Origin of the sequence: Denitrobaculum tricleocarpae (genome assembly GCF_007004665.1) — a bacterium.
In the GTDB taxonomy this organism is placed as follows: Bacteria; Pseudomonadota; Alphaproteobacteria; order Kiloniellales; family Kiloniellaceae; genus Denitrobaculum; species Denitrobaculum tricleocarpae.
Map to the genome: position 1 here is coordinate 161,297 of NZ_ML660057.1, position 23,917 is coordinate 185,213.

Genomic DNA, 23,917 nt, shown 5'->3' on the forward strand with positions numbered 1-23,917 from the left:
CGTATCGAGCAAGAGCGAGGAACCCTATGTCCGTCACAGCCGTAAAATCGCTTCGCGACAATGGAGCCTACTACGAAGAGCGTGTCGATCTGGCCTGCGCTTTCCGCTGGACCGCGAAACTCAATATGCACGAATCCGTCGCCAATCACTTCAGTCTGGCGGTCAATGACGATGGTTCGCAATTCCTGCTGAACCCCAACGGCATGCACTTTTCCCGCATCCGCGCCAGCGATCTGATTCTGATCGACGCCAACGACCCCACGACCATGGACCAGCCGAATGCACCGGAACGCACGGCCTGGGGCCTGCACGGCGCGATCCACCGCAACAGCCCGCAGGCGCGCTGCGTTCTGCATGCCCATTCGAAGTATGCCACCGTCCTGGCCAGTCTGGCGGACAGCACCATCCCGCCCATCGATCAGAATACCGCGCGCTTCTTCAATCGCATCGTCGTTGACAGTGGATACGGCGGTCTTGCTTTGGATGACGAGGCCGAGCGCTGCTCGAAAATCCTCGGCGACAAGAAGGTCATGGTGATGGGCAATCATGGCGTACTGGTCACGGGAGAAAACGTCGCCGAGGCCTTCGATTGCCTCTACTACCTGGAACGCTCGGCCGAGACCCTGATCACTGCCTACATGACCGGCCAGCCTCTGCGCGTTCTCTCCGACGAGATCGCGGAAAAGACCGCGCAGCAATGGGAAGCCGATGGATTGGGTCAGAATCACTTTCGCGAGCTGCGCAAAATACTGGACGACGAAGCCCCGGACTACCGCAGCTAGGGTCTGTTAAGGTTCAGGATATCGTCGTGGCGGGTCATATTTTATCAGCGGTGAGGAGCGAGTGGCGCGGTGTGGTGGATCCCACACAAGGCGCTCGCGACGCTTCCGCTGGTAAAATACGACCCGTCCTGGAAGGATTGCTCAGAGATAAAGCGACTTTGCGTCGCTCGTCGTTGAATATGCCCAGCATGTTCTGCCTCCTCGCTCCTAACCTCGCTTTATCTCTGAGCAACCCCGGCGGTATCCTGAACCTCAACAGACCCTTGGCAGCATGCTGACCGCGACCGAGTTCTACTTTCTCCGGCATGGTGAAACCGACTGGAACCTGCAAGGGCGCGCGCAGGGACAGACCGATGTACCCCTTAACGATCGGGGCCGTGCCCAGGCCCGCGCGGCTCAATCCCTTACGAAGCACTTGCCGATCACAAGAATCTGCTCCAGTCCCCTCTCTCGCGCCCTAGAGACGGCAGAAATTCTGCAGGAAGCGCTCGGATGCTCTCTCGAAGTCATTGAGGAACTCCGCGAGTGCAGCTGGGGCGTGTGCGAGGGCGGCAGCAAGGGCGATTGGTTCCAGGATTGGAAAAGCAGCCTGTCGAACCCAGTGGGCGCCGAACCCTACGAAGCCTTCCTGAAACGTGCGCTGCAAGGCCTCAATAAAGCGCTGACCTACCCTGGGCCCGTGTTGATCGTCGCACACGGCGGCGTATACTGGTCTGTGCAGAAGCATGCCGCATTGGGCGCGGAGTTCGATCTGCCCAATACCGTGCCGGTCCGGCACGAACCACCGAGAGAGGGTTTCCCCTGGTGGCAGGCAAGCGAGCTTGACGGATATCCGCGAGAGTGCAACGGCATAGAGCAATAGCGTTATGACCTATTTCACAGAAGCGCTGATCGAAATGGCCCGGAACTCGGCCTGGGCCAATTATCGCTTGCTCAGCGCCTGCTGTGATCTGAGTCAGGCGGAATTCATAGCGGAACGAACCGGATTCTTCCCCTCTATTTCAGAAACCCTGAATCACAACCTTCAAGTCGATTGTTTCTATATCGATGCGCTGGAAGGCAATCCGATGGGTCCGGCCAGCCGAACGCTGCCACCCGAGCCGACGGCACCCGCCCTCATGGAGGCACAACGTAAATGGGATCAGCGCCTGATCACCTTTTGCGAAGCGTTGATGCCCCAGGACCTGCAGGCGGAGGTCCGCCTGGTCCGGGAAGAAGACCTTCAGCTCGAGCGAACCGACAGAGTCCTGCTCCATCTCTTTCAACACCAGACCCACCACCGTGGCCAGGCGCACGCCATGATGTCGGCCACATCCGTCTCTCCTCCCCAGCTCGACGAGTTTTTTCTCTCGGGGGATCTGACTCTGAGAGAAAAGGATTTCGAAGCGATGGGTTGGGATCCGGAGCGGCACGCGCTTTCGGAGCCGGCCTAAGCTCCCACTCGTCTAAGTTCCACCGAAAAGACTCTCATGAATGCGTCCCGGCCTCACCTTCGTTGGGCGGACGATTGGCCCGCGCATTGACGAAGGCCTCCAGGTCCTTCTTGGCCACGCGCCAATCACGGCCGAACTTAACCGCCCGCAGGCTTTCATCGTGGATCCAGGACCGGACAGTGCTCTCCTTGACCTTCAAGAGATCCGCAACCTCGTGAAGGGTGTACATCGGATGACTCAGCATCGATCGCCCTTAAATCTTTAATCCTCTCCAGGACATATATCGGTTCTACCTTGTTTGTAGGGTCTTTTGATATTTTTTATACGTTTTAAAAGTTTTTTTATCTAATTGTACAGTCCTGCTAAGTGGAAAGACCTTATCTGCCTGTTTTGGGCCAATACACCGCCTGCGAAATTTGCTAAATTGCGGTCGATCAGGTTGCGGTGCTGTAACAGAATGGCGCGCCTGCTTGACGGTCAGCCGCTATTTTCTCAAGACCGGTCCGTGTGCAGAAGAACTTGCCGGTTTGTCGGGCATAGCAGCTCGGGCAGGAGCTGCAGTCACGATCGAAATCCGGCTCTATGGAAATCCGGCCTTGGGCGGTCTTCACCGCCTTGCGTGTAACACGACATAACGAGACAAACGGCTGAAACAGACGACAAACAAGGCAAAGTAGATATATGCGCAGAGTATCCGACCTGGTTGAGGGATATCACCGTTTCCTCAGAGGCCAATATCCGGAGGAAGCGGAACTCTATCGGTCCTTGGCCGAAGCCGGACAAGCACCGAAAACAATGGTCATCGCCTGCTGTGACAGCCGTGTAGATCCCGCCGCTATCTTTAACGCGGGCCCGGGCCGGTTGTTCGTCGTGCGTAACGTGGCGAACCTGGTTCCCCCCTTTGAGCCCAGCGGCGACCACCACGGCACCAGCGCGGCTGTTGAATATGCGGTCTTGTCATTGGAAGTGGAGAACATTCTCGTCATGGGGCACGGGCGCTGCGGCGGCATCAGGGCGTTCCTGGACGGTCTTCACGAAAAACCCAGCAAGCATAGCTTCATCGACAGCTGGATGTCCCTTCTCTCGCCCGCGCGCGAAGAGGCCCTCCGCGACTGCGCCGGAGAGCCGATCGAAGCCCAGCAGCGCGCTCTGGAACATGCCTCGATCCGTAATTCGATCGAGAACCTGAAGACCTTTCCTTTCGTCAAGGAGCGCGTGGACGATGGACGTCTCCGCCTGATGGGAGCCTTTTTCGATATCGCGGAGGGCCTGCTCATGACGCTGAACCAGGAAAGCGGGCAGTTCGAAGCCGTCGACCAATAGGCCGCAGAGCCCCGCCGCGAAGACCCTTCCACGCTTTACGACTCGGCGTCGGCCTGCTCCCGCATGAGCCGACCGGCGGCACTTAGAATCCGACCTGGTCCCCACCTTTGAGCTGCAGCATGGCGCGTGCCTCTGCGGGTGTGGCCACATCCAGCCCAAGCCCCTCGATAATCCCGCGTACTTTAATAACCTGCTCGGCGTTGGTTTTGGCGAGCTGCCCCGGGCCGATCCAAAGGCTGTCTTCCAGACCGACCCTGACATTCCCGCCCATCGCGGCGGCAATGGCAGCAACACGCATCTGATTGCGCCCGGCCCCCAGAACCGACCAGTGATAGTCCTTGCCGAAGAGACGATCCGCCGTGCGTTTCATGTGGGCGATATCTTCCGGATGCGCCCCGATGCCGCCCAGAATGCCGAAGACCGACTGGACAAAAAACGGCGGTTTGACGATCCCGCGCTCGGCGAAGTGCGCAAGCGTGTAGAGATGGCTGATGTCATAACACTCGATTTCAAAGCGCGTTCCGTTCTCGGCACAGGTGGTCAGGATGTATTCGATATCAGCGAAAGTATTCTTGAAGATCCGATCTCGTGAGCCTTCCAGATATTCATATTCCCACTGATGTTTCAGCTCGGGAAAGCGGGCGAGCATGGGATAAAGACCGAAGTTCATCGAGCCCATGTTCAGCGAAGCGACCTCGGGGCGGCAGGTTTTCGCCGGCGCAACCCGCTCCTCAATGGTCATAGTGGCGGCTCCGCCGGTGGTGATATTGACCACACAGTCAGAGCGTTGCTTGATGACCTGAAGGAAGGGTGTAAAGGCCTCGACTGCCTGGTCCGGTTCGCCTGTCTCGGGATCGCGGGCATGCAGATGAACGACGGCGGCGCCGGCCTCCGCCGCTCCGATGGCCGCGTCCGCGATCTCTTCCGCCGTGATGGGAAGATGCGGCGACATGGTCGGCGTATGGATTGATCCCGTGACCGCACAGGTGATGATGACTTTGCCGCTCATCTCTTCATTACTCCCAGTCTCCCGATGAACACGTCGCGCGCAGCAGCCATCTTGTTCCACAGATCGGCTTGACGCAAATCCAGTCCATGAGCACGGTTCGAAACGGAGTGGAGGCTTGATCAGAGGCTTTGTCAGGGCAACCATGGCGGCGCGGGCAAGAGAGATTCGCTCTCGGCGAAGACGAGCGAGTAGCATCACCGAAGACAGAAAATCGGAATACTTGAGGAGGGAGGCTGCGACGCCATGGATTTAGAAATCAAGGGATTACGTGTCATCATCACCGCCGGTGCCGCCGGGATCGGCCTGGAGACCGCACGGGCGTTCCGGGCGGAAGGGGCCGAAGTTGTCGTCTGCGACGCCGACCCGCAAGCTGTCGCCAGCGTTGCCGACGAACTTACCGGCGTGAAGGCAAGCCTCTGCGACGTTACGGACCGCGCCGCGGTCGCTGTTTTCATCGAGGATGCGGCAATGCAGATGGGCGGGATCGATGTCCTGGTCAATAACGCCGGAAACGCTGGCCCGACCGCACCTGTTGAAGAGGTTCATCCTGAAGACTGGGACCGTTGTCTCGAAGTCTGCCTGACCGGCCAGTTCAACTGCACACGCATCGCCGTGCCCCATCTGCGTAAAAGCAGGAACCCCTCTATCGTCAACCTCTCCTCCGCCGCCGGGCGCCATGGCTTTGCCATGCGCACGCCCTATGCCGCGGCCAAGTGGGGTGTCATCGGCTTTACCAAGTCTCTCTCCATCGAACTCGGCGGCGACGGCATCCGGGTCAACGCCATCCTGCCAGGCATTGTCGCCGGTGACCGTCAACGCCGGGTCATGGAGGCCAAGGCGCAGCAAAAGGGAGTCTCGGTCAAGGAGATCGAAGCGGAAGCCTTCTCCTATACCTCCATCAAGGATTACGTAACCCAGCAGCAGATTGCAGATCAGATTCTCTTTATTGCCAGCCCGCGCGGACGCACCATTTCAGGACAGGCGATCTCCGTCTGCGGCGACATCAAGATGCTCGCGTAACCTTCACCACAGCCCTTGAGCCAAGCAAAAAACGTCAAAAGTAGAGCCTCTCTAAAAGAAAGAACGGGCCTGAAAACGGGGGCACTCACGAACCGCCGATGTGTTTCGCCGCATAAGAGATGGCATCGACAGTCTGCGCAATATCGTCGTCGGTGAGCGCGAGCGAGGGATAGATCTTCCCGTCCGGTTTAAAGATTCCCTTCTCCCGGAGCTTCTGGTTAAAGCGCTTTCCGAGACTGGCATCCCCGCGTAGGACGCCGCGGTAGCCGGTGACCCGGTCCGAGGCGAAAACCACATCGAAGAGCACCGGATCACCAACGATCTGGTGATCGACGCCTGCTGCCGAAAGGTGCTCCTCGAGGGCCTTCATGATGCTCACTCCGCGTGCCCGCAAACGCTCGTAGCTGCCGGAGCGGCGCAAAATCTCCATGGTTTTTAAGCCCGCCGCCGCCGCGACGGGATTGCCGCTCAGAGTGCCGATCTGCAGGGTAAACCCCGCTTCCCCGACTTTGGCTTTGTCGAAATGCGCCATCACCTCGGCCTTGCCGGCGATCGCCGCCAGCGGAAACCCGCCGCCGATGATCTTGCCCAGACTGCAAAGATCCGGCGTCACGCCGTAGAGCTCCTGCGCGCCGCCGTAGGCCAAGCGAAACCCCGTGACGACCTCGTCGAAGATCAGCAGAATACCGTGCTTTTCGGTTTCTACCCGCAACGCCTCCAGGAAGCCCGGTTCGGGCGGAATCAAGCGTTGCAGAGGTTCCGCAATAACGGCGGCAATTTCCCCGGCATGTTCCGCCAGCAGCTGCCGTATGAAATCGATATCGTTGAAGGGTGCGATCAACATGTGGTCCCGCACAGAGTCCGGAATCCCCGCGGAATCGGGCACGGCCATGGGAAAGTTCGCCAGCCGGGTCGGCGCCAGACTCATCAGGGCCTCCGCCGACATGCCGTGATAACCGCCCTCGAACTTCACGATCTTATCGCGGCCTGTGTGCGCCCGCGCCAGACGCATGGCGTACATATCCGCCTCGCCGCCGGTGCTGACAAAGCGCACCTGATCGGCACAGGCCACCGCGTTGCAGATTTCCTCGGCCAGTTCGATCCCACGTGCATTGTTGGCAAAAAAGGTCATGCCCTTGGCGAGCTGCTCCTGCACCGCCTCCAGTACCTCCGGGTGACCGTGCCCCAACAGCATGGGGCCGGAACCGATCAGATAATCGATATACTCTTTGCCGTCCTCGTCCCAGACCCGCGAACCGCGCCCCTCGCGAATGACAATGCCCGGATCGAAATTGCCGAAGCCGCCGCCGGGCAGCACCTTTTCCGCACGGGCGATCCAGTCTTGCTGAGAAATATGGGCATCCATCCGAAGGCTCCTGTTATTCGAAAACCCGGCAGGGCTTGCCGAGCACTGACAGATCGGGCGCGACACCGAGACCTGGAATCTCCGGTGGCGCGATGCGGCCATTCTTTCGCACCGGCGCGTCCGGGTCCAGACGCGGCGCGACGTAGCCGGAGAGGTCGCAGATATTCAGGACCGCATCCGGCGGGCTTGAGATCCCGAGATGCAAAGCGGCAGCAGTACAGATATCCGAACCCCAGGTGTCCTCGATGCACATCTTTGTACCCAGATGCAGGCAGAGGTCCCGCGCGCGCCGCAACGCGCTCAAGCCGCCGAACTTGGAGAGTTTAAGCGCGACCGCATCCATACAGCCGAGGGCATACGCCTGAAGAAGCGAGGCGGTATCGTTGGCACTCTCGTCAAGCTTCATCGGCAGCCCGGTCGCCGCGCGGACCGCCGCGCAGTCTTCCAGAGTTGCACAGGGTTGCTCCAGCATCACATCGATATCTGCCACGGCGCGGCCTACGCGCGTTGCCTCCAGGCGCTTTACACCGCAGTTCCAGTCGCCATAAACCAGCGGCCCGGGCCCAACGGCCTCGCGCACCAGCCGCAGACGCGCAACATCGGTCTGCCAGTCGTTGTCCGCGCCGAGCTTCACCTGGAACTGGCCGATGCCCGTGGCCTGCGCCTCCTTCGCGATCCGCGCCATTTCGTCTGGAGCCACGCTGGTGATGGAGTGATAGAGGGGCAGGTCCTCTGCCATACGTCCGCCGAGGAGCCGGTAGAGTGGAAGGCCGGCCGCCTTTGCGGTCAGATCCCAGAGCGCAATATCGACCGCCGACTTGGCGTAAGGATGTCCCTGCAGATGGGCATTGAGCTTCGCCATCAGGGCTTCCGGACCAACCGGGTCGGCGCCCAGCAGTACCGGCGCCATCTCCTCGACCGCTGGCTCGACACCGCGGGCATAGGCCGGAAGGTAATGAGGAATCGGACAAACTTCTCCCCAACCGCTCAAACTCGAATCGCAATCCAGCCGCAATACCACCGTCTCGACTGTCGCGCAGGCCTTCCCCGCCGCCATGTAGTAAGTCTCATGACTGGTCAGGGGGACGCGCCAGAGTGAGATGCGGGTAATCGTCATGTCACGCTCCGTAGACCGCGACCGGTGCGCCGAGCAGGTCGGGATCAGGCACAACGCCAAGGCCCGGTGCGTCGGGCAAAGTGACGAAGCCGTCCAGATTTCGAACGCCCTGCCCCGGCACCGGGTCGACCGCGAGATGATCGTGGCAGAGCCAGCTCGCCAGCCGGTTTTCGTCGGGCGTGGAAGCTGCGAGGTGAAGCGCGGCCGTGTCGGCCAGAGCCGAGCCGCCGACGTCTTCAATGTGCATCTGCCAGCCAACGGAGACTCCGAAGTCCCTGATCTGGCGTGCTTTCGTAAGACCGCCCACCCGGTTGGGTTTGACCTTCACACCTTCACAAGCAACGCGCTTCCAAGCCTCCAAATGATCTCCGAAAGACTGCAGGCATTCATCGAGCATGACGGGTTGCGGGACTCGGGCGGCGACCTGGACGCAGAGATCGAGGCTTTCGCAGGGTTGCTCTATCCAGTCGCGGGCGGCGACGGAGTTGAGCACCTGAATGGCGACACCCGGGGTCCAGGCGCGGTTGACATCGAAGGTCACCTTTTCCCCGGCCGGAAGTGCCGCCGAGATGGCGTCGATCCGGGCGATGTCGGCAGCGGGGTTGCTGCCGCCAATCTTAGCCGAATGAACGCGATAGCCCCTGGCGCTCGCCTTTTGGATCAGGCCGATCATCTCCTCGGGCGTGCCGCTGGAGATGGAGGAATTGACCGCGACCCGGGCCGCTTCCTGCGCCCCCATCAGCTGCCACAGCGGCATGCCGGCGGATTGCCCGAGGAGATCCCAACAGGCCACATCCAATGCCGACTTGACATAGAAATGCCCCGGCAAGGTGACATCCATCAGCCGGTTGATATGATCGAGCGCGCGAGGGTCCTCGCCCAGCAGCATCGGCGCCAGAATTTCCAGCCCGGCCCGGATCCCCCGGCCATGCGCAGGCAGGTAAGACTCGCCCCAGGGGCAGTCCTCGCCCCACCCCGAATGGCCGACATCGGTTTCGATCCGCACGAAGGTGGAATCCAGCTGCTCGAATTTCAGCCGCCCACCGGAAAGCCAATAGGGTGCCGATAGCGGCAGATCCATTTGCCAGACGGTGATGCGGGTGATCTTCATGTCCTCAGTCCAGGGTCACAACGATGTTGCCTGTGTGTTTTTTGTCGATGAAGGCCTGTTGCGCCTCGACCAGTTTCTCCAGGGGATAGCTTGCCGCAAGCAGCGGCTTGATTTCGCCGCACGCGATGTAGCCGACCAGATCCGCGAAGACCCCCGGAGGAACCACGGTGGCACCGGTAAAGGTCAGGTCCCGGAGATAAAAGGTCCGCAGGTCAAACGTCACCATCGGTCCCGCGATGGCGCCTGCGCAGGTGTAGCGCCCGCCCCGCGCCAGAACGTCGATCAGGGAAGGCCAGACATCACCGCCGACGACATCGGCGACCACCGTTACGTTTTCACTGCCGGTCGCCTCTTTGAGGGCCGTCTTCAGATCTTCGGGCGCACGCGGCAGAAGCGTATCGGCCCCGATCGCTCTCACGGACTCCCACTTGGCTTCGCTGGCCATGGCGATAGCCTTTGCGCCCCGGCGTTTGGCCAGTTGGATCAGTGCGGAACCGACACCGCCCGACGCGCCGGGGATGAGAACGCTGTCGCCCTGCCCGACCTGGGCGCGGTTCAGCATGTTCTCGGCGGTTACGTAAGAGGTCGCGAAGGTCGCAAGCTCGGCATGACTGAGATCGCACTCAACCGGGTGGACGTTGCGCTGGTCGGCCTTGGTGAATTCAGCAAAGCCGCCATCGCATTCGGAACCGAAGTAGCCGCATTTATCCATGTTCAGAGGATCGTTCCAGTCCCGCAGCCAGACATCGACCATAACGCGCTTGCCGATCAACCCAGCATTCGCCCCCTCACCTGCGGCAACCACCGTTCCCGCCACATCGGCGCCTTGAATGCGCGGAAAGGTGATCGCCGCGCCGCCCCAGGTCGCGTCTTCTTCCTCAGCCGTGTCGAAGGCGCCGCCGGTCGTCTCGTCGGTAACGCCTTTCGAATACCAGGCCGTGCGCGTGTTGACGTCCGTATTGTTGAGCCCGCAGGCGTGAACCTTGATCAGCAGCTCGCCCGGACCGGGCCGCGGCGTTGGGCAATCCTCGCGATATACAAGCTTGTCGAACCCGCCGTGGCCGGTCAGAACGACCGCGCGCATCGTGTCCGGGATCTGGAAAGTGGCAGTCATCAGGCATCGCTCCTGGGCAAGAGATTCTCCGGATCGTATGCCGCTTCCGACAAAACCCGCGCTTTTCTGGGTTCGCCCATGATCACGACCTCAAGCTCAGTGTCGGCAACGGCTGCTTCCGGCTTCACATAAGCAAAGGCCAGAATGCGGCCGACCGTGTGCCCATAGGCGACGGAACTGGTCGTGCCCACGACAGCACCTCCCAGCAGCACCGCTTCGCCGCCGTGTCCGTCACTTTCGCTGTCCGCCTCGACGGCCAGATAGGCGCAGATCCAGGGCAAGGGCTTTTCGAGACTCTTCTCTGTCTCAGCTTTGCCCAGGAAGTCCTTGTCCAAATTGACAAAACGCATCACGTCGGCTTCCGGCAAGGTCACTTCGTTGGTCAGTTCACCCGCTCCGTTGAAGCCCTTTTCCATGCGCATGGCATTCATCGCAAAGGAACCGTAGTCCGCAATACCGTGGGCCTCACCCGCCGCCCAGAGCGCATCGTGGACCGCCAGCATATCTTCACGCAGTCCGTGAATCTCCCATCCCAACTCCCCGGTGTAAGACATTCTGAAAGCCCAGATTTCGCGGCCCGCGATCTCGATCTGCTGCGCGCTGAGCCAGCGGAAGTTTGCGTTGTCGAGCGGGGCCTGCGTGGTTGCCGCCAGGACCTTGCGGGACTGAGGGCCCTGGATGGTGATGGCGGCCCAGTCGTCGGAGAGCTTGGTGATGCGCAGAACTTCACCGTCACGCTGCTGCGCCAGATGATCCAGAAGGCGCTGTTCGAAAAAGGCGGCACAGACCAGATAGAAGCGATCTTCGGCCAAGCGCACGACTGTGAGCTCGACCTCGATCCGTCCACGCCGGTTCAGAAGGTGGGTCAGCGCAATTCCCCCGATCTTCCTGGGCAGGCGGTTGGGCACCAGCCGGTCCAGGAAAACTTCGGCTTCAGGCCCCGAAACCTCCACTTTGGTGAAGGCGGAAATATCCATGATGCCAACAGCTTCACGCACGGCCTTCACCTCGGCGGCGACCATGTCATGCACGGCATTCCGGCGGAAGGAGTAGTGATCCTGCTGCGCCACGCCGTCGCGCGCGAACCATCTCGGACGCTCGTGACCATAGACCTCTTCGTAGACCGCGCCCTTGGCCTTCAGGCGCTCGTAAAGCGGGCTGGGTTTGACCGGCCGTCCGGCGAGACGATTGAAATGCGGGAAGGGAATTTCATGGCGCAGGCAATAGTCCTCCTTCGCCTTGATCACCTGCCAGTCCTTGTCGGCGTAGTCGCCAAAACGGCGCGGATCGAACTCGCGCATGGAGATATCCGCCGCGCCATGCACCATCCAGCGGGCCAGCTCCCGGGTCAGCCCCGGTCCCCAGCCGATACCGATCTGGGTGCCGCAACAACACCAGTAGTTCTTCACACCGGGCGCCGGGCCAATCAGCGGATTGCCGTCCGGCGGATGAGAGATCGCCCCGTGGACTTCGCGCTTGATGCCCAGCTCGGTGAAGATCGGCATGCGGTCCAGGGCGTTTTCCAGCCAGGGCATGACCCGATCGTAGTCCGCTTCGAAGAGTTCGTTCTCGGCCTCCCAGGGGCATTCGTCGAGCCAGATCGCGTTGGGGTTTTCCTTTTCGTAGATTCCGATCAGCCCGGATTTCTGTTCCATGCGGATGTAACCGGAGACCAACTTGTCGTCGCGGATGACCGGCAGTTCGGTCTCCAGTTCCAAAAACTGCGGCACCGTGTCGGTCACAAAGTAGTGGTGGGTCATGGAGGTCATGGGCAGCTGAAGCCCGCTCCAATCGCCCATCTGGCGGGCGTAGGTCCCGCCGGCGTTCACCACATGCTCGCAGGTGACCTCGCCCTTCTCCGTCGAGACCAGCCATTCGCCGCTCGGCAGCTGCCTGATATCGGTGGCGCGGCAGCGGCGGATGATCTTCGCGCCCTGCTGCCGTGCGCCGCTGGCCAGGGCCTGCGTAATGCCGGAAGGATCGGCATGGCCGTCGTCCGGCGTGTGCAACGCGCCCTGAACACCGTCGAGATTATAGAAGGGATGCAGTTCCCGAATGCGCGCCGGGCCGACCAGTTCAATATTGAAGCCCAGCGCCTGCCCCACGCTCAGGGTATGGCGCAACCAATCCATTTCATCGTCGTCATACGCCAGCCGGAAAGATCCGCAGCCGTGCCAGGTTACCGACTGCCCGGTCTCCTGCTCCAGCTTTCCGGCATAGAGGCCGATGTTGTAATCGACGCAACGCCCGAGCCCGAAGCTGGAGGTGGAGTGGGTGATCTGCCCGGCCGCATGCCAGGTCGAACCCGAAGTCAGTTCCGCCTTTTCCAGCAAGAGGATATCGCGCCAACCCTCATGCGCCAGGTGATAGGCGAGGCCACAGCCCATGATGCCGCCGCCCACGATCACGACCCGGGCCGTAGAGGGCAAATTCGACGAAGGATCATTCGGCACGTTCTGGTTTCCCTGACAGACGCAAAGGCGCGATTTTCGATGGACAGGCTAAATGTATGTTTGTACCATCGTCAATCATGAATAATATAAATGTACCAAATCAAGACTCACCCACACCGCGGGACCTTTTACGGGATCTCGCGGTGGAGCTGGAAAGCCTCACACCGGAGACACGAAAGGCCGCCGCCTATGTGCTGGAAAATCCCAACGATGTCGGCGTCTCCTCGATCCGGGAAATTGCCGAGGCGGCGCAGGTCAAGCCCAACACATTCGTGCGCATGGCGCGCTCCGTCGGATTCGAGGGTTACGACGATTTCCGCGAGCCCTTCCGCGAGGAGATCCGAAACGGCAACGTGAACTTTCCCGACCGGGCGCGCTGGCTGCAGTCGCTCTCCAAGGGTGGTAAGCTCTCGGGCCTCTACGCCGACATGGCATCGAGCGCGATCACCAACATCGAGCAAAGCTTTGCCGCGACCGATGCAGCGCATGTCCAGTCTGCTGCCGATGCCATCGTGCGGGCGCGGCGCACCTATGTGCTGGGCGTCGGCGTGAACAACGCGCTCGCGCGCAACTTCGCTTACCTCGCGGGAATGGCGGTCGACACCATCGAAGCCATCCCGCGCAGTGGCAGTGTCGCCATCGACGATATCGCCCGCGCGGGCTCCGACGATGTGCTGCTGGCCATGACCTTCAAACCCTATCGCAGCGAAGTGGTCGAAGCGGTTGAAATCGCCCGGCAACAGGGCGTGACGATCATCGGCATCTCCGACAGCGCCGCCTCCCCCATCGTCGCGGGCAGCGATCATGGTTTCGTGGTGCAGTCGGATACGCCGCAGTTCTTTCCCTCCACGGTCGCGACGGTCGCGTTGTTGGAAACCCTGATGGCCTTCGTCATCGCGGATGCCAGCCCGGAGGTGATCGCGAACATCGAGGCCTTTCACGAACGCCGCCACAGACTCGGGATCTATCGGGAGGACCCCTCCGGCAAGTAAGGAGAAAGCAGGAATGAGCGAGACCGCCGAAATCATCCGCTCACTGGACGCGCGCTACTACACGGATCCGGAGATCTTCCGCATCGAGCAGCAGGGACTGCTGTTCAGGACCTGGCAGTTCGCGGGACATGTCTCGCAGCTGGAGAAGCGCGGCGACTACTTTGCTTTCGAAATCGGCGGCCAGAGTCTCTTTTGCGTGCGTGGACGGGATGACGAAGTCCGCGCCTTTTACAATGTCTGCCAGCACCGGGCACACGAGCTGGTCACCGGGTCGGGTAACGCGCGCAACATCGTCTGCCCCTATCACGCCTGGACCTATGAATTGTCGGGACAGCTGAAAGCCGGTCCGAACATCCGCGCGGTGCCGGGCTTCGATAAGAACAAGGTCTGTCTGACGTCCATCCGCGTCGAAGATTTTTGCGGTTTTCTCTTCGTCAATCTGGATCCTGATGCCGCGCCCATGGAGGAGTGGTTTCCTGAGGCCCGCGCGCAGCTCTCCGCCTATGTGCCCGATATCGCTAAGCTCAAGCCGCTGGAGTGGGTCGAAATCCCGGAGAACTGCAATTGGAAGGTTTCGATCGAAAACTATTCGGAGTGCTACCACTGCCAGCTCAACCACCCGACCTTCGCGACCGGGGTGGTCAGACCGGAGACTTACGATATTCAGCCGCAGGGCTACTGCCTGCGCCACACCACCGAATGCCAGAATCTGGATCAGATGAGCTACCCCATCGACCTGGAAGCCAACGAACACGCCGGGCACTATTCCTCCTGGTTTCTCTGGCCGATGTTTTCCTTCCAGGTCTATCCGGGGAATCTGCTGAATACCTACCACTGGCGCGCCCTTGATGCGGAGCGGGTCGTGGTCTGGCGCGGCTGGTACAGCATCGACGGCGTGGATTCAGAAGTGGTCCGGCGGCTGGCGGTTCAGGATCGCGCAACGACCGTGGAAGAAGACATCCACCTGGTCGAATCCGTTCAACGGGGTTTGAAGAACCGGGGCTACCGGCCCGGGCCGCTGGTGCTGGACCCGAATCACGGCGTACGCTCCGAACATTCCATAAAGCATCTTCAGAGTTGGATGCGTGAATCCGTTGATAATGCTCATTTTTAAACCAGGAGCATAGACCTCATGGATAGCTTTTTCGATAAGGGCCTGAAACAGCGCAAGGCCACCCTCGGCGCCGAATACGTCGAGCAAAACCTGGCGGCCGCGGACGACTTCACCCGCCCCTTCCAGGAGGCCATGACCGCCTGGTGCTGGGGTTTCGGCTGGGGCGACGAGGCCATCGATCCCAAAACCCGCTCCATCATGAACCTCGCCATGATCGGCGCGCTGGGCAAGATGCAGGAGTGGGAAATCCATTGCCGGGGCGCGATCAACAACGGCGTCACCAAGGAAGAGATCCGGGCCATCATCCATGTGGTTGGTATCTACTGCGGCGTTCCGCAATCGCTCGAATGCTTCCGCGTGGCGCGCAAGGTGCTGGAAGAAAAAGAACTTCTATAACCTGCAAAGGCGATCCGGAATTCCGGCCTACTTCAGCGCGCCCGAAGGTGGCAGGCTGTAATTCCCCTGCTTCGTGCCGATGCCTTGAACGAAACCTTCCCTGATCGGTTTCAGCGGGCTGGTGCGAATTTCGAAAACGCCGCTCAGGTTCTTGTACTTGCCGGTCCCGCCCAGCCATTTCCCGGTTCCCACGCGAACCGAGTCCAAGGGCTGAACGTCGAAATCCGCTTTTTCGAAGACGGTATCACCATCCGCGTCAATGTAATTGCAGTGGCCGTGGAATTCGTAGGACGCGGTCGACTTATACACAACGAACCAGCCGATGCAGCGCCCCGTCAGGTTATGCAGCAGGCCTTTGCCGCTGGCATTGGTCGCGGTCATGAAGTTCTCGGCAATACCCATATGACGATCGTCGGACAGCGAAACCGGCGGCGTCGGACTGATCGCGATCGACGTGAAATTGACCGTGAAAGGCCCCTCGCCCGAGACGTCGTCCGCCCTGCTTTGATCGGCGGAGAAACCACCGGCCGTCAGGATCATCGCGAGAACAGCGAGCCGGAATAAACAGCAATTTGGCTTGAGAACTTTTGTCATGATCAGCACCCCGCGGGATAGAGGTAAGCGTAATCGGAGTCCAATTGAAGCGCCCGCGAGATTGCTTCCCTGGTCGTGATTTGCCGCGCATCCCCGACTGCGGAAATCTCCGCTGGACGACTTGAAAGAACTGCACTCTGCGCTCGCGGATAGGTCTCGGCGATACCCCTGCCCACCCAGGCAATGGAAGCCCCGGTTTGATCCGAGGTCGAGGTAGCCGGGCCCCTGACTTCATCTCTCACAAAGGCACCAATGGAAATCATCACGCTGAGTACGGTAAAAGCAGAAAGGGCCATTACACTCGCGTTCAAGACACTTGCAGGTTTCCTTAACCTTGCGCCGGGCAAGGACAAAGCAGGAGCCGCGACCTTGGGACATTCAAATGTCGGACGACGGTCAGCTTGGTGATCACGCCGTTCCAGAGCGCGAGCCATTGCCGCCTGGACAGCTTCATCAGGTCCTTCGCCAAGCTCACGCCGAAAGAGATCTACGCAGCGCCGATAAGCATTGCGGGCTGACCCGATCCATCCGCGTTGCCCGTAAAGATCAATGAGATACGCATGTGCAGAATCATCAAATGGATTGAGCGCTACGCAGCGTTGTGCCGCGTCGACGGCAGCCGCGAAACAACCAGCGGAGAGCTGCTGTTTGGCGGCACGCCTGAATCCTGCTACTGCCAATTCATCTAACCGCGCGCGCTCCCTGAGCAGCCAGTCTTCGAAAAGATCGGCACCTACATCCAGCCCTTCGCAAAACGGTCCGCGCCAAAGACGGCAAACCTGGACTAAGGCCTCATCATCTGCTGACAGCACAGCGACTTCGAAGCGGCGCATATCGACGTCAACGAGATCCAGGCGCAATTGCAAACTCTCGCGATCTGACGTCAGCACCCTGTCCGAATAGTCGCCCAACCGAGTCCGCAGCGTTAGCAAGGCCTGCCGCAGAGAATGGCGCGCCTCGGTTTGCGGGCAAGCATCCCAGAGCAAATTGGCAAGCACTTCGCGGTCTGCACGGCCGTGGGGTTGTGCTGCGAGGTATGCGAGGAGCCCCTTTGCTTTCGCACCAAGACGACCGACACACTCACCGTCGTTCGTTTCCAGGCGCACCCGCCCGAGAATCAAAAGCTTGAGATCAGCCATGATGTCTCATCCGCCGTCCTCTCTCAGGAACAACTTGTTTGCAAGCATACATGATCGCGATGATTGTGTCGATTCCTTGGATTTCCCGCCAAGCGCCGTCATGAAAAAGAATCAGCACTCCATTCAGAAGTTTTGTTATCGAATGACGTATTGACTGACGAATCACTGACGGTCAGTGGGTAACGTTTTTGACGCTACCTCAGGGAAGCCCCGCGACGTTCACGACAATAACTCGTCATGAAAAACCCTGCGCGTAGCTCCTTGCCACCCGCGAAGGATTTACATCCATTACGGAGAGGGAACTGGCCAAGGATCATGTGTTTTCAACGAAACTACATTGAAAGCTAGGAGTAAAAAAAATGGCTACTCGAAGTGATTTTAAGATCATTCATTTTTGGGATCACCTGGGCGATGACAAGGGGGACATAAGCACCAGCGCGACATTCCGTGGCGATGAAACTCCTGCCTACTGCTTTTATGTCGACGCAACGCCTCTCGATGGCTATGTCGTTCTTCAAGCCTATGATGTTGACAGTGACTATCATGAAGTCTTGATCAATGGCATGGCCTTGCCGTACGAGGATATTATGCAGCACGGCTCCCACAACAGTTGGTCTGTCTGGCTCGATGAAATTCCAGCCAAGTATCTGAAACGCGGCAACAACACGATCAAAGTCAAACGGAGTAGAGGTGAAGACAACTTCATCATTGGAGATGTTGTCGTCCATTGGCGCGAATTGGGAGCCTGATTCCTTGGTTCGCCATCAAGCCACTTATCGCTGGTCTCGTCGCTTGCTTCCTCTGCGCGCAACCAGGCCAGCGATACCTAATCACAGAAACGCTTAAAGTGTTTCAACTGGTTTGATTACTGATCTCCAGCAGATTGCCGTTGGGGTCGCGCAGATAAATTTAGCGGAGAGGTCCGGTGGCGCCGGTGCGGGCGACCGGGCCCTCTTCGATCTTGATCTCAAGTGACTTCTGATGATCGATAGCCTTCTCGATGGGCGCCAAGGTGATCAGACAAAAGTCACGACCTCCATGCTCAGCGCCCTCACGTCGAAATCTCTGATCGCATCAATAGACGCAACGAAAAGAACGAGGTGATCGATCCCGTCTATTCTCATAGATGCTCCGGGAGGCTTCGAGAGATGCCGGGGCAGCCTTCGGGCCTGTGTCGCTCGGCGCAACGCAGGCCCCTGCTCACCGGATCAGAGCTTGATCCAGGCGGCGTTCTTCTTCGAGGACCGAACGCAGGCGTCGATGAACCGCATGCCATCCAGGCCGTCGGTAACGGTCGGGAAGAGCACGCCCTTTGGAATTTTGCCGTTCTTTTTGCGGTGCGCGTGTATGGCGGCGGCGGCTTCGCTGTAGATATTCGCAAAGCCCTCGAGATAGCCCTCCGGGTGGCCCGGCGGAACGCGGGTGACCCGACCGGCGGCATCGATGCTGCCGGCCCCGCCTCTGGTGATCAGGCGCTTGGGCTCGCCGAAAGGTGTGAACCAGAGCTGGTTGGGGTGCTCCTGCTCCCACTCCAGGCCGCCTTTGGTGCCGTAGACCCGCAGTTTCAACGCATTCTCATTACCAGGCGCGACCTGGCTGGCCCAGATCATGCCCTTCGCCCCGCCCTTGAAGCGCAGCATGACGTTGGCATTGTCGTCAAGCTTACGGCCCTTCACGAAGGAGTCCAGATCGGCGCAGAGGCTCTCGGTTTCCAGACCGCTGACAAAGGTCGCCAGGTTCCAGGCATGGGTGCCGATATCGCCGATGCACCCCCCCGCCCCGCTGCGTTTCGGATCGGTGCGCCAGTCGGCTTGTTTATGCCCGCTGGCTTCCAGCTTCTCGCTCAGCCAGTCCTGGGGATACTCCGACTGCACCAGCCGCAGTGTCCCAAGCTGGCCCTTGCGCACCATCTCCCGCGCCTGCCGGATCATGGGATAACCGGTGTAGTTATGAGTCAGTACGAAGAGCTTGCCGGTCTTTTCCACGACTGCCGCCAGCTTCTTCGCCTCCGCGAGGGTCAGGGTCAGAGGCTTATCGCAAATGACGTGAATACCGGCCTCCAGAAAGGCCTTGGCCGGTGGAAAGTGCATATGGTTCGGCGTGACGATGGCAACCGCCTCGATGCCGTCGGGCCGGGCGGTCTCGCCTCCCACCATTTCGGAATAGGTGCCGTAGCAGCGGTCGGGATCCAGGCCCAGATCCACGCCTGAAGCGCGGGCCTTTTTCGGATTGCCCGAGAGCGCGCCGGCCACCAGTTCGTAGTGCCCGTCCAAACGCGCCGCAATCCGGTGAACGCCACCGATAAAAGCGTCGCGTCCTCCGCCGACCATACCCAGGCGGATCGGCCCCTTGTTTGCTGCTGCCATCGTCAAACCTTCCTCATTTCCAGTACTCGACTCTAGTCTTTAATTCCAAGCATCCGGCGGTTAGCCGCCTCGTCGGTGCCGGCCCCGGCAAAATCGTCAAAGGCCTTTTCCGTAACCCGGATGATGTGATCCCTTACGAAGGCCGCGCCTTCGCGCGCCCCGTCTTCCGGATGCTTCAGGCAGCACTCCCACTCGACCACGGCCCAGCCGTCGAAGTTGTTGGCGGCCATCTTCGCGAAGATCCCGGTGAAATCAATCTGCCCGTCGCCCAACGAACGGAAGCGGCCCGCGCGGTCTGTCCAGCTTTGATAACCGGAGTAAACACCCTGCCGCCCGGTCGGATTGAACTCCGCATCCTTGACGTGAAACATCCGAATCCGATCCTTGTAGATATCGATGAAGTCCAGGTAATCGAGACACTGCAACGCGAAGTGCGAGGGATCGTAGAGGATGTTGCAGCGCGGATGATTGCCGGTCTTTTCCAGGAACATCTCGAAGGTAATCCCGTCGTGCAGGTCCTCGCCGGGATGAATCTCGTAGCAGACATCGACGCCGCAATCCTCGGCCACGTCCAGGATCGGCTTCCAGCGTTTCGCCAGCTCTGCGAACGCGGTCTCGATCAGACCGGCGGGACGCTGCGGCCAGGGGTAGACATAGGGCCAGGCCAGAGCGCCGGAGAAACTCGCATGCGCCGTAAGTCCCATGTTTTGAGAGGCTTGCAGGGCTTTCTTCACCTGATCCACCGCCCAGGCCTGTCGGGCCTGGGGGTTACCCCGGACCTCTGGCGCGGCGAAACCGTCGAAGGCTTCATCATAGGCAGGATGCACCGCGACCAGCTGCCCCTGCAGATGGGTCGAGAGTTCCGTCACCTCGATGCCGTTGGTCCTGGCAACTCCCTTTACCTCGTCGCAGTAATCCTTTGACGTCGCGGCCTTCTCCAGATCAAAGACCCGGTCGTCCCAGGAGGGAATCTGCACACCGATATAGCCGGCCCCGGCGGCCCATTTGGTGATGGCGTCCCAGGAATTGAACGGTGCTTCGTCCCCGGCGAACTGGGCCAGAAACAGCGCCGGCCCCTTAATCGTCGTTGCCATGAGTCGTCTCCCTTATTCAAGTATTGATATTTGTATTGAAGACCCGGCGCATCGCCGCGTCCGGAATCCATGTCCCACGGCGCGGTCATCATGACGTCACTCTGTGACACTTTTACTGCACCCTGTTTTTGCGGCTATTGCGCCCGCAGATAGACACCGTAGAGAACGGCGGAGCCTATCGCGATAGCAACCACCACAACGAAGACGGTCAGAATAATCAGGGCGACCCTGAAGAAGCCGCGCCAGGTTCCTTCCGGCTTACAGACCGGCAGCAGATTATTGGAGAGTCCCGCGATAACCACCAGCACACAACCAATGCTAAAGAGCGTCAGACTGAAGGGTTGAAAGATCATGATCAGCGCGGCGATGCCAAGTCCGATGATACTGTTCTCGACCCGCCGCGCATTGCTACGCCCCATAAGTTTCGGCTGGTTATTCATCATCGCACCGCCAGTCCGCTGTCGTCGAAGATATGTGTCTGGGTCAAATCGCAGGCAAGGTGCAGAACCTCCCCCGGCGCCACCTTGCGCTCACGCGGCAGCACGACCCGCAGGTCCCGTTCATCCTCGTCGCGGACGTGCACCAGTGTTTCCGCGCCCATGGGTTCGATTAGTTCCACCTGGCCGGTCAGACTGCGTTCACTGGGACTATCGACCGGCTCCAATGCGCGTGGTCGGATGCCGATGGTCAGATGGCTCCCGACGAGAGCCTCGGCGGCGGCGGGAACCGGGAAGACCACGTTGTCAGCACCTAGCTCAATGGTCGCCTTGCCATCCTTGATAGTTGAGAGACGTCCATCAAGCAGGTTCATTTTCGGGCTGCCGATGAAGCCTGCAACAAAGACATTGCGGGGCTGGGAGAAGACCTCGTGGGGCGTACCGATCTGCTCGATCATGCCGTCACGCATGATCGCGATGCGGTTCGCCATGGTCAGGGCCTCCATCTGATCGTGGGTCACGATCACCGTGGCTTTGGATAGGCCAGAGAGAACCTCCTTGATCTGGCCGCGCATGGAATGGCGCTGTTCCACATCCAGGCGCGAGAGCGGCTCATCGAAGAGGAAGCAGTTCGGGTCGCGCACGATGGCGCGGGCAACCGCCGCGCGCTGCTTTTCGCCCTCGGAAAGCTGACCCGGCAAACGCTCTAACACCTCACCGAGCTGCAGGATCTCAGCAACGCGTGCCACCTCTCGGCCACGTTCTTCCGCCGAGAGGCCCAGATGATAGAGCGGCATCTCGATGTTGCCGCCGATGGAGACCGAGGGGTAGAGCGCGTAAAACTGAAAGACCATCGCGATATCGCGTTTTTCGGGCGGCAGCCTGTTCATCACCCTGCCGCCGATCTTGACCTCACCCTCGGTGACGGATTCCAGACCGGCGATCATACGCAGTGTCGTGGTCTTGCCGCAGCCGGACGGCCCGAGCAGGCAGACCACCTCCCCTTCCCCCACAGACATGTCCACGTCGCGGACCGCGGTGAAACTTCCGAAGGTCTTGGTGAGGCTGGTCGCTTCGATCGTCGACATGGCGCTACCTCTTGATCGTGCCGAAGGTGACACCGCGCAAAAGATGATTTTGCAGCATGAAGGTCACGACGATCACAGGAATGAGGAACAGGGTCTCGATGGCCGCCAGCAATCCCCAGCGCACACCGATGTCCCCGCCGATGGTCTGCGCCATGGCCACGGGCACGGTGCGGGTATCGACCCCGGTCAGCAGCAGCGCGAAGAGGAATTCGTTCCAGGTCAGGATGAGGCCGAAGACGGCGGTGGCGGCGAGGCCCGCCTTAACCTGCGGCAGGCAGATCTTGAAGAACACGCGCCGGTCCGAGGAGCCGTCGATGCGCGCGGCGTCTTCCACGTCGGGCGAGAGTTCGTCGAAGAAACTCTTCATCATCCAGATGGTGAAAGGCAGGTTGAAGGCGGTGTAGAGCAGGATGACCCCGATGTAGGTGCCCGAAAGCCCGGCGACGCGGAACATCAGGAAGATCGGAATGATCACCACAATGGCCGGCAGCATGCGGGTGGTCAGGATAATAAAAAGATAGGTGTCGTTGCCGCGCAGCGGATAGCGCGAGAAGCCGAAGGCCGCCAGGGTGCCGATGGCCAGAGCCAGCAGGACAGAAGTTCCCGCGATGAAGACCGAGTTGAAGAAGTAGAGCGCGAAGCCGGTGTCCTGCGCGGCGGCACCGGCGGAATAGGCGCGGCTGAAGACCGCGACAAAATTCTCGAAAGTCGGCGAGAAGACAAACTTGGGCGGTATCGCCAGGGCGTCGTTGTGGGTCTTGAAGGCGGTCAGGATGATCCAGAAGACCGGGAAGAAGTAGATGAAGCTGATCACCGCGGCGAAGAGCGTCCGCCCCCAGCCCGCGTTGCCGACACCGGAGTAGACTTTCAGTCCGAGCCGCTCGGTCAGCGATTTCTTGTCTGTTGCAGACATCGACGCGCCTCTCCTTAAGTCCGGTTTCGCTGGTTGGCGAAGTAGAGATAGAGATTGGTGAGCACGATCACCGTGAAGAGCAGAATGTAGGCCAGTGCCGCCGACTCACTGGTTTTGAAGTACTGGAACGACACGCGGTAGACATAGACCGCAATGGTCTCGGTCGAGGTGCCCGGCCCGCCCTCGGTCAGCAGGAAGACCACGTCGAAGAGCTTGAAAGCCTCGATGGTGCGGAACAGCAGCGCCAGCATGAGAAGACTGCGAACGTAGGGAAAGGTGATGTACCAGAAACGCCGCCAATGAGAGATCCGGTCGATGGAGGCCGCCTCGTAGAGGTACTTGGGCACGCTCACCAGCCCCGCCAGAACCAGCAGCATCACGAAGGGCGACCACATCCAGGCATCGGCGAAGACAATGCCCGCGATGGCCCCGGCGGTGGACTGCAGCAGGACAAAGGGTTCACCGGTAAAGACCCGCACGGCCTGGGAGAGCAACCCGAAGGTCGGCTCATAGTAATAGCGGAAGAAAGCGCCGACGGCGACGAAGGACAGCATCATCGGGGTCAGCACCAGGATCAGCAGCACCCGCCGCAGAGGGAACTGCTTCGCGAAGAGCATAGCCAGGAGAAAGCCGACGATCATCTGCAGGCTGACCGTCAGCACCACCAGCTGCGCCGTCACCTGCAGACGGTCCCAGACCACCGGGTCGGTCAGCACCTTTTCGTAATAATGCAGGCCGGCGAAACGCGGCGGCGCCAGCCGGTTGGCGCGGTAGTGAAAAAAGCTCAGGCCGAAAGACCAGAGCAGCGGAAAGATGTTCATGATGAAGAGCAGCGCAATGGCCGGCGCCACCAGCAGACCGCCCGCGTGCCGCCCCCAGGCGTAGGCGACGAAGAGAAACGCCGAGAAGACGCAGACCGCGCCCGACACCCAAAAGGACACCGAGGGCGGCAAGAGCGTGATCGCGAGAGCAGAGATCAGGAGCGCGGCGGGGATCGAGAGGAACGCCACGCGGAGGGGATAAACTTCCCAGACTTTCATCATATTACGGCAACTG

The 23,917-nt window shown here is 60.2% G+C and carries 24 protein-coding genes; 9 read left to right on the forward strand and 15 right to left on the reverse strand.

What is annotated here, in order from left to right; genetic code table 11:
- Positions 1 to 26: 26 nt before the first annotated feature.
- The 3 genes from FKG95_RS17905 to FKG95_RS17915 all read left to right on the forward strand — a co-directional run bounded on the left by FKG95_RS17905 (position 27) and on the right by FKG95_RS17915 (position 2,215).
- The gene (locus tag FKG95_RS17905; protein ID WP_142897773.1) at positions 27 to 782 is read left to right on the forward strand and encodes a class II aldolase and adducin N-terminal domain-containing protein; all 756 of its coding nucleotides are present in this window, start codon (positions 27 to 29) and stop codon (positions 780 to 782) included.
- 271 nt (positions 783 to 1,053) lie between these two features.
- Complete coding sequence (locus FKG95_RS17910) at positions 1,054 to 1,644, forward strand: histidine phosphatase family protein (RefSeq protein ID WP_142897774.1); 591 nt, start codon at positions 1,054 to 1,056, stop codon at positions 1,642 to 1,644.
- 4 nt (positions 1,645 to 1,648) lie between these two features.
- Positions 1,649 to 2,215, forward strand: coding sequence for a DinB family protein (locus tag FKG95_RS17915; protein ID WP_142897775.1), 567 nt, complete (start codon positions 1,649 to 1,651; stop codon positions 2,213 to 2,215).
- A gap of 34 nt (positions 2,216 to 2,249) precedes the next feature.
- Here the strand turns inward: FKG95_RS17915 and FKG95_RS17920 are convergent, their stop codons facing one another.
- Entirely contained in the window at positions 2,250 to 2,459 is a 210-nt protein-coding gene (locus FKG95_RS17920; RefSeq protein ID WP_142897776.1) for a helix-turn-helix domain-containing protein, read from the reverse strand.
- A 437-nt stretch (positions 2,460 to 2,896) separates the two neighbouring features.
- On the opposite strand from FKG95_RS17920, the gene FKG95_RS17925 reads away from it, so the two are divergent.
- Positions 2,897 to 3,538 (forward strand): carbonic anhydrase, encoded by a 642-nt coding sequence (locus FKG95_RS17925; protein WP_142897777.1) that lies wholly within the window; start codon positions 2,897 to 2,899, stop codon positions 3,536 to 3,538.
- A gap of 82 nt (positions 3,539 to 3,620) precedes the next feature.
- On the opposite strand, the gene kce is transcribed toward FKG95_RS17925, so the two are convergent.
- The gene (gene kce / locus FKG95_RS17930; RefSeq protein ID WP_142897778.1) at positions 3,621 to 4,547 is read right to left on the reverse strand and encodes a 3,5-dioxohexanoate:acetyl-CoA acetone transferase; all 927 of its coding nucleotides are present in this window, start codon (positions 4,545 to 4,547) and stop codon (positions 3,621 to 3,623) included.
- Positions 4,548 to 4,790: 243 nt separating this feature from the next.
- Here kce and FKG95_RS17935 point away from each other — a divergent pair, with 243 nt between their 5' ends.
- On the forward strand, positions 4,791 to 5,567 hold the full coding sequence (locus tag FKG95_RS17935) for an SDR family oxidoreductase (protein ID WP_142897779.1): 777 nt from the start codon (positions 4,791 to 4,793) through the stop codon (positions 5,565 to 5,567).
- Between the two features lie 85 nt (positions 5,568 to 5,652).
- Here the strand turns inward: FKG95_RS17935 and FKG95_RS17940 are convergent, their stop codons facing one another.
- From FKG95_RS17940 to FKG95_RS17960, 5 genes are read right to left on the reverse strand one after another with little or no spacing between them, the layout of a single operon-like run.
- Positions 5,653 to 6,933, reverse strand: coding sequence for an aspartate aminotransferase family protein (locus FKG95_RS17940; protein ID WP_142897780.1), 1,281 nt, complete (start codon positions 6,931 to 6,933; stop codon positions 5,653 to 5,655).
- Between the two features lie 13 nt (positions 6,934 to 6,946).
- Complete coding sequence (locus FKG95_RS17945) at positions 6,947 to 8,050, reverse strand: mandelate racemase/muconate lactonizing enzyme family protein (protein WP_142897781.1); 1,104 nt, start codon at positions 8,048 to 8,050, stop codon at positions 6,947 to 6,949.
- Between the two features lies 1 nt (position 8,051).
- The gene (locus FKG95_RS17950; RefSeq protein ID WP_142897782.1) at positions 8,052 to 9,161 is read right to left on the reverse strand and encodes a mandelate racemase/muconate lactonizing enzyme family protein; all 1,110 of its coding nucleotides are present in this window, start codon (positions 9,159 to 9,161) and stop codon (positions 8,052 to 8,054) included.
- A gap of 4 nt (positions 9,162 to 9,165) precedes the next feature.
- Positions 9,166 to 10,275, reverse strand: a complete 1,110-nt coding sequence (locus tag FKG95_RS17955; RefSeq protein ID WP_218940237.1) for an alcohol dehydrogenase family protein — start codon at positions 10,273 to 10,275, stop codon at positions 9,166 to 9,168.
- The gene (locus tag FKG95_RS17960; protein ID WP_218940238.1) at positions 10,275 to 12,728 is read right to left on the reverse strand and encodes an FAD-dependent oxidoreductase; all 2,454 of its coding nucleotides are present in this window, start codon (positions 12,726 to 12,728) and stop codon (positions 10,275 to 10,277) included. The genes FKG95_RS17955 and FKG95_RS17960 overlap by 1 nt, the downstream gene beginning before the upstream one ends.
- A gap of 77 nt (positions 12,729 to 12,805) precedes the next feature.
- Between FKG95_RS17960 and FKG95_RS17965 the strand changes: the two genes are divergently transcribed.
- Genes FKG95_RS17965 through FKG95_RS17975 form a run of 3 tightly spaced genes read left to right on the forward strand, consistent with a single transcriptional unit; the run spans position 12,806 to position 15,230 of the window.
- Positions 12,806 to 13,720 (forward strand): MurR/RpiR family transcriptional regulator, encoded by a 915-nt coding sequence (locus tag FKG95_RS17965; protein WP_142897783.1) that lies wholly within the window; start codon positions 12,806 to 12,808, stop codon positions 13,718 to 13,720.
- A 13-nt stretch (positions 13,721 to 13,733) separates the two neighbouring features.
- Positions 13,734 to 14,834 carry an aromatic ring-hydroxylating oxygenase subunit alpha gene (locus FKG95_RS17970; RefSeq protein WP_142897784.1) on the forward strand — a complete coding sequence of 367 codons (1,101 nt, stop codon included), beginning with the start codon at positions 13,734 to 13,736 and terminating at the stop codon, positions 14,832 to 14,834.
- Between the two features lie 18 nt (positions 14,835 to 14,852).
- The gene (locus FKG95_RS17975; protein WP_142897785.1) at positions 14,853 to 15,230 is read left to right on the forward strand and encodes a carboxymuconolactone decarboxylase family protein; all 378 of its coding nucleotides are present in this window, start codon (positions 14,853 to 14,855) and stop codon (positions 15,228 to 15,230) included.
- A 27-nt stretch (positions 15,231 to 15,257) separates the two neighbouring features.
- On the opposite strand, the gene FKG95_RS17980 is transcribed toward FKG95_RS17975, so the two are convergent.
- Positions 15,258 to 15,824, reverse strand: a complete 567-nt coding sequence (locus tag FKG95_RS17980) for a hypothetical protein (RefSeq protein WP_142897786.1) — start codon at positions 15,822 to 15,824, stop codon at positions 15,258 to 15,260.
- A gap of 2 nt (positions 15,825 to 15,826) precedes the next feature.
- Entirely contained in the window at positions 15,827 to 16,963 is a 1,137-nt protein-coding gene (locus FKG95_RS17985) for an AfsR/SARP family transcriptional regulator (protein WP_142897787.1), read from the reverse strand.
- Between the two features lie 359 nt (positions 16,964 to 17,322).
- On the opposite strand from FKG95_RS17985, the gene FKG95_RS17990 reads away from it, so the two are divergent.
- Positions 17,323 to 17,712: a DUF7383 domain-containing protein gene (locus FKG95_RS17990; RefSeq protein WP_142897788.1), complete on the forward strand. Its 390-nt coding sequence runs from the start codon at positions 17,323 to 17,325 to the stop codon at positions 17,710 to 17,712.
- 459 nt (positions 17,713 to 18,171) lie between these two features.
- On the opposite strand, the gene FKG95_RS18000 is transcribed toward FKG95_RS17990, so the two are convergent.
- From FKG95_RS18000 to FKG95_RS18025, 6 genes are all read right to left on the reverse strand, one after another.
- On the reverse strand, positions 18,172 to 19,329 hold the full coding sequence (locus FKG95_RS18000; protein ID WP_142897789.1) for a Gfo/Idh/MocA family protein: 1,158 nt from the start codon (positions 19,327 to 19,329) through the stop codon (positions 18,172 to 18,174).
- Between the two features lie 32 nt (positions 19,330 to 19,361).
- Positions 19,362 to 20,423, reverse strand: a complete 1,062-nt coding sequence (locus FKG95_RS18005; protein WP_142897790.1) for a sugar phosphate isomerase/epimerase family protein — start codon at positions 20,421 to 20,423, stop codon at positions 19,362 to 19,364.
- 134 nt (positions 20,424 to 20,557) lie between these two features.
- Entirely contained in the window at positions 20,558 to 20,866 is a 309-nt protein-coding gene (locus tag FKG95_RS18010) for a hypothetical protein (RefSeq protein WP_142897791.1), read from the reverse strand.
- Complete coding sequence (locus tag FKG95_RS18015; protein WP_142897792.1) at positions 20,863 to 21,948, reverse strand: ABC transporter ATP-binding protein; 1,086 nt, start codon at positions 21,946 to 21,948, stop codon at positions 20,863 to 20,865. Before FKG95_RS18015 ends, FKG95_RS18010 begins: the two co-directional genes overlap by 4 nt.
- 4 nt (positions 21,949 to 21,952) lie before the next feature.
- Entirely contained in the window at positions 21,953 to 22,861 is a 909-nt protein-coding gene (locus FKG95_RS18020) for a carbohydrate ABC transporter permease (protein WP_142897793.1), read from the reverse strand.
- A 14-nt stretch (positions 22,862 to 22,875) separates the two neighbouring features.
- Positions 22,876 to 23,904 (reverse strand): carbohydrate ABC transporter permease, encoded by a 1,029-nt coding sequence (locus FKG95_RS18025; protein ID WP_218940240.1) that lies wholly within the window; start codon positions 23,902 to 23,904, stop codon positions 22,876 to 22,878.
- Positions 23,905 to 23,917: the final 13 nt, after the last annotated feature.

Excerpts from the sequence above, each read along its gene's own strand:
- FKG95_RS17905 (WP_142897773.1), top strand. The coding sequence starts at position 27 with ATGTCCGTCACAGCCGTAAAATCGCTTCGCGACAATGGAGCCTACTAC.
- kce (WP_142897778.1), bottom strand. The coding sequence starts at position 4,547 with ATGAGCGGCAAAGTCATCATCACCTGTGCGGTCACGGGATCAATCCAT.
- FKG95_RS17990 (WP_142897788.1), top strand. The coding sequence starts at position 17,323 with ATGGCTACTCGAAGTGATTTTAAGATCATTCATTTTTGGGATCACCTG.
- FKG95_RS17910 (WP_142897774.1), top strand. The coding sequence starts at position 1,054 with ATGCTGACCGCGACCGAGTTCTACTTTCTCCGGCATGGTGAAACCGAC.
- FKG95_RS18005 (WP_142897790.1), bottom strand. The coding sequence starts at position 20,423 with ATGGCAACGACGATTAAGGGGCCGGCGCTGTTTCTGGCCCAGTTCGCC.
- FKG95_RS18015 (WP_142897792.1), bottom strand. The coding sequence starts at position 21,948 with ATGTCGACGATCGAAGCGACCAGCCTCACCAAGACCTTCGGAAGTTTC.
- FKG95_RS18010 (WP_142897791.1), bottom strand. The coding sequence starts at position 20,866 with ATGATGAATAACCAGCCGAAACTTATGGGGCGTAGCAATGCGCGGCGG.
- FKG95_RS17970 (WP_142897784.1), top strand. The coding sequence starts at position 13,734 with ATGAGCGAGACCGCCGAAATCATCCGCTCACTGGACGCGCGCTACTAC.
- FKG95_RS17925 (WP_142897777.1), top strand. The coding sequence starts at position 2,897 with ATGCGCAGAGTATCCGACCTGGTTGAGGGATATCACCGTTTCCTCAGA.
- FKG95_RS17940 (WP_142897780.1), bottom strand. The coding sequence starts at position 6,933 with ATGGATGCCCATATTTCTCAGCAAGACTGGATCGCCCGTGCGGAAAAG.
- FKG95_RS17975 (WP_142897785.1), top strand. The coding sequence starts at position 14,853 with ATGGATAGCTTTTTCGATAAGGGCCTGAAACAGCGCAAGGCCACCCTC.
- FKG95_RS17920 (WP_142897776.1), bottom strand. The coding sequence starts at position 2,459 with ATGCTGAGTCATCCGATGTACACCCTTCACGAGGTTGCGGATCTCTTG.
- FKG95_RS17980 (WP_142897786.1), bottom strand. The coding sequence starts at position 15,824 with ATGACAAAAGTTCTCAAGCCAAATTGCTGTTTATTCCGGCTCGCTGTT.
- FKG95_RS17955 (WP_218940237.1), bottom strand. The coding sequence starts at position 10,275 with ATGACTGCCACTTTCCAGATCCCGGACACGATGCGCGCGGTCGTTCTG.
- FKG95_RS18020 (WP_142897793.1), bottom strand. The coding sequence starts at position 22,861 with ATGTCTGCAACAGACAAGAAATCGCTGACCGAGCGGCTCGGACTGAAA.
- FKG95_RS17945 (WP_142897781.1), bottom strand. The coding sequence starts at position 8,050 with ATGACGATTACCCGCATCTCACTCTGGCGCGTCCCCCTGACCAGTCAT.
- FKG95_RS17915 (WP_142897775.1), top strand. The coding sequence starts at position 1,649 with ATGACCTATTTCACAGAAGCGCTGATCGAAATGGCCCGGAACTCGGCC.
- FKG95_RS17950 (WP_142897782.1), bottom strand. The coding sequence starts at position 9,161 with ATGAAGATCACCCGCATCACCGTCTGGCAAATGGATCTGCCGCTATCG.
- FKG95_RS17965 (WP_142897783.1), top strand. The coding sequence starts at position 12,806 with ATGAATAATATAAATGTACCAAATCAAGACTCACCCACACCGCGGGAC.
- FKG95_RS18000 (WP_142897789.1), bottom strand. The coding sequence starts at position 19,329 with ATGGCAGCAGCAAACAAGGGGCCGATCCGCCTGGGTATGGTCGGCGGA.
- FKG95_RS17985 (WP_142897787.1), bottom strand. The coding sequence starts at position 16,963 with ATGGCTGATCTCAAGCTTTTGATTCTCGGGCGGGTGCGCCTGGAAACG.
- FKG95_RS18025 (WP_218940240.1), bottom strand. The coding sequence starts at position 23,904 with ATGATGAAAGTCTGGGAAGTTTATCCCCTCCGCGTGGCGTTCCTCTCG.
- FKG95_RS17935 (WP_142897779.1), top strand. The coding sequence starts at position 4,791 with ATGGATTTAGAAATCAAGGGATTACGTGTCATCATCACCGCCGGTGCC.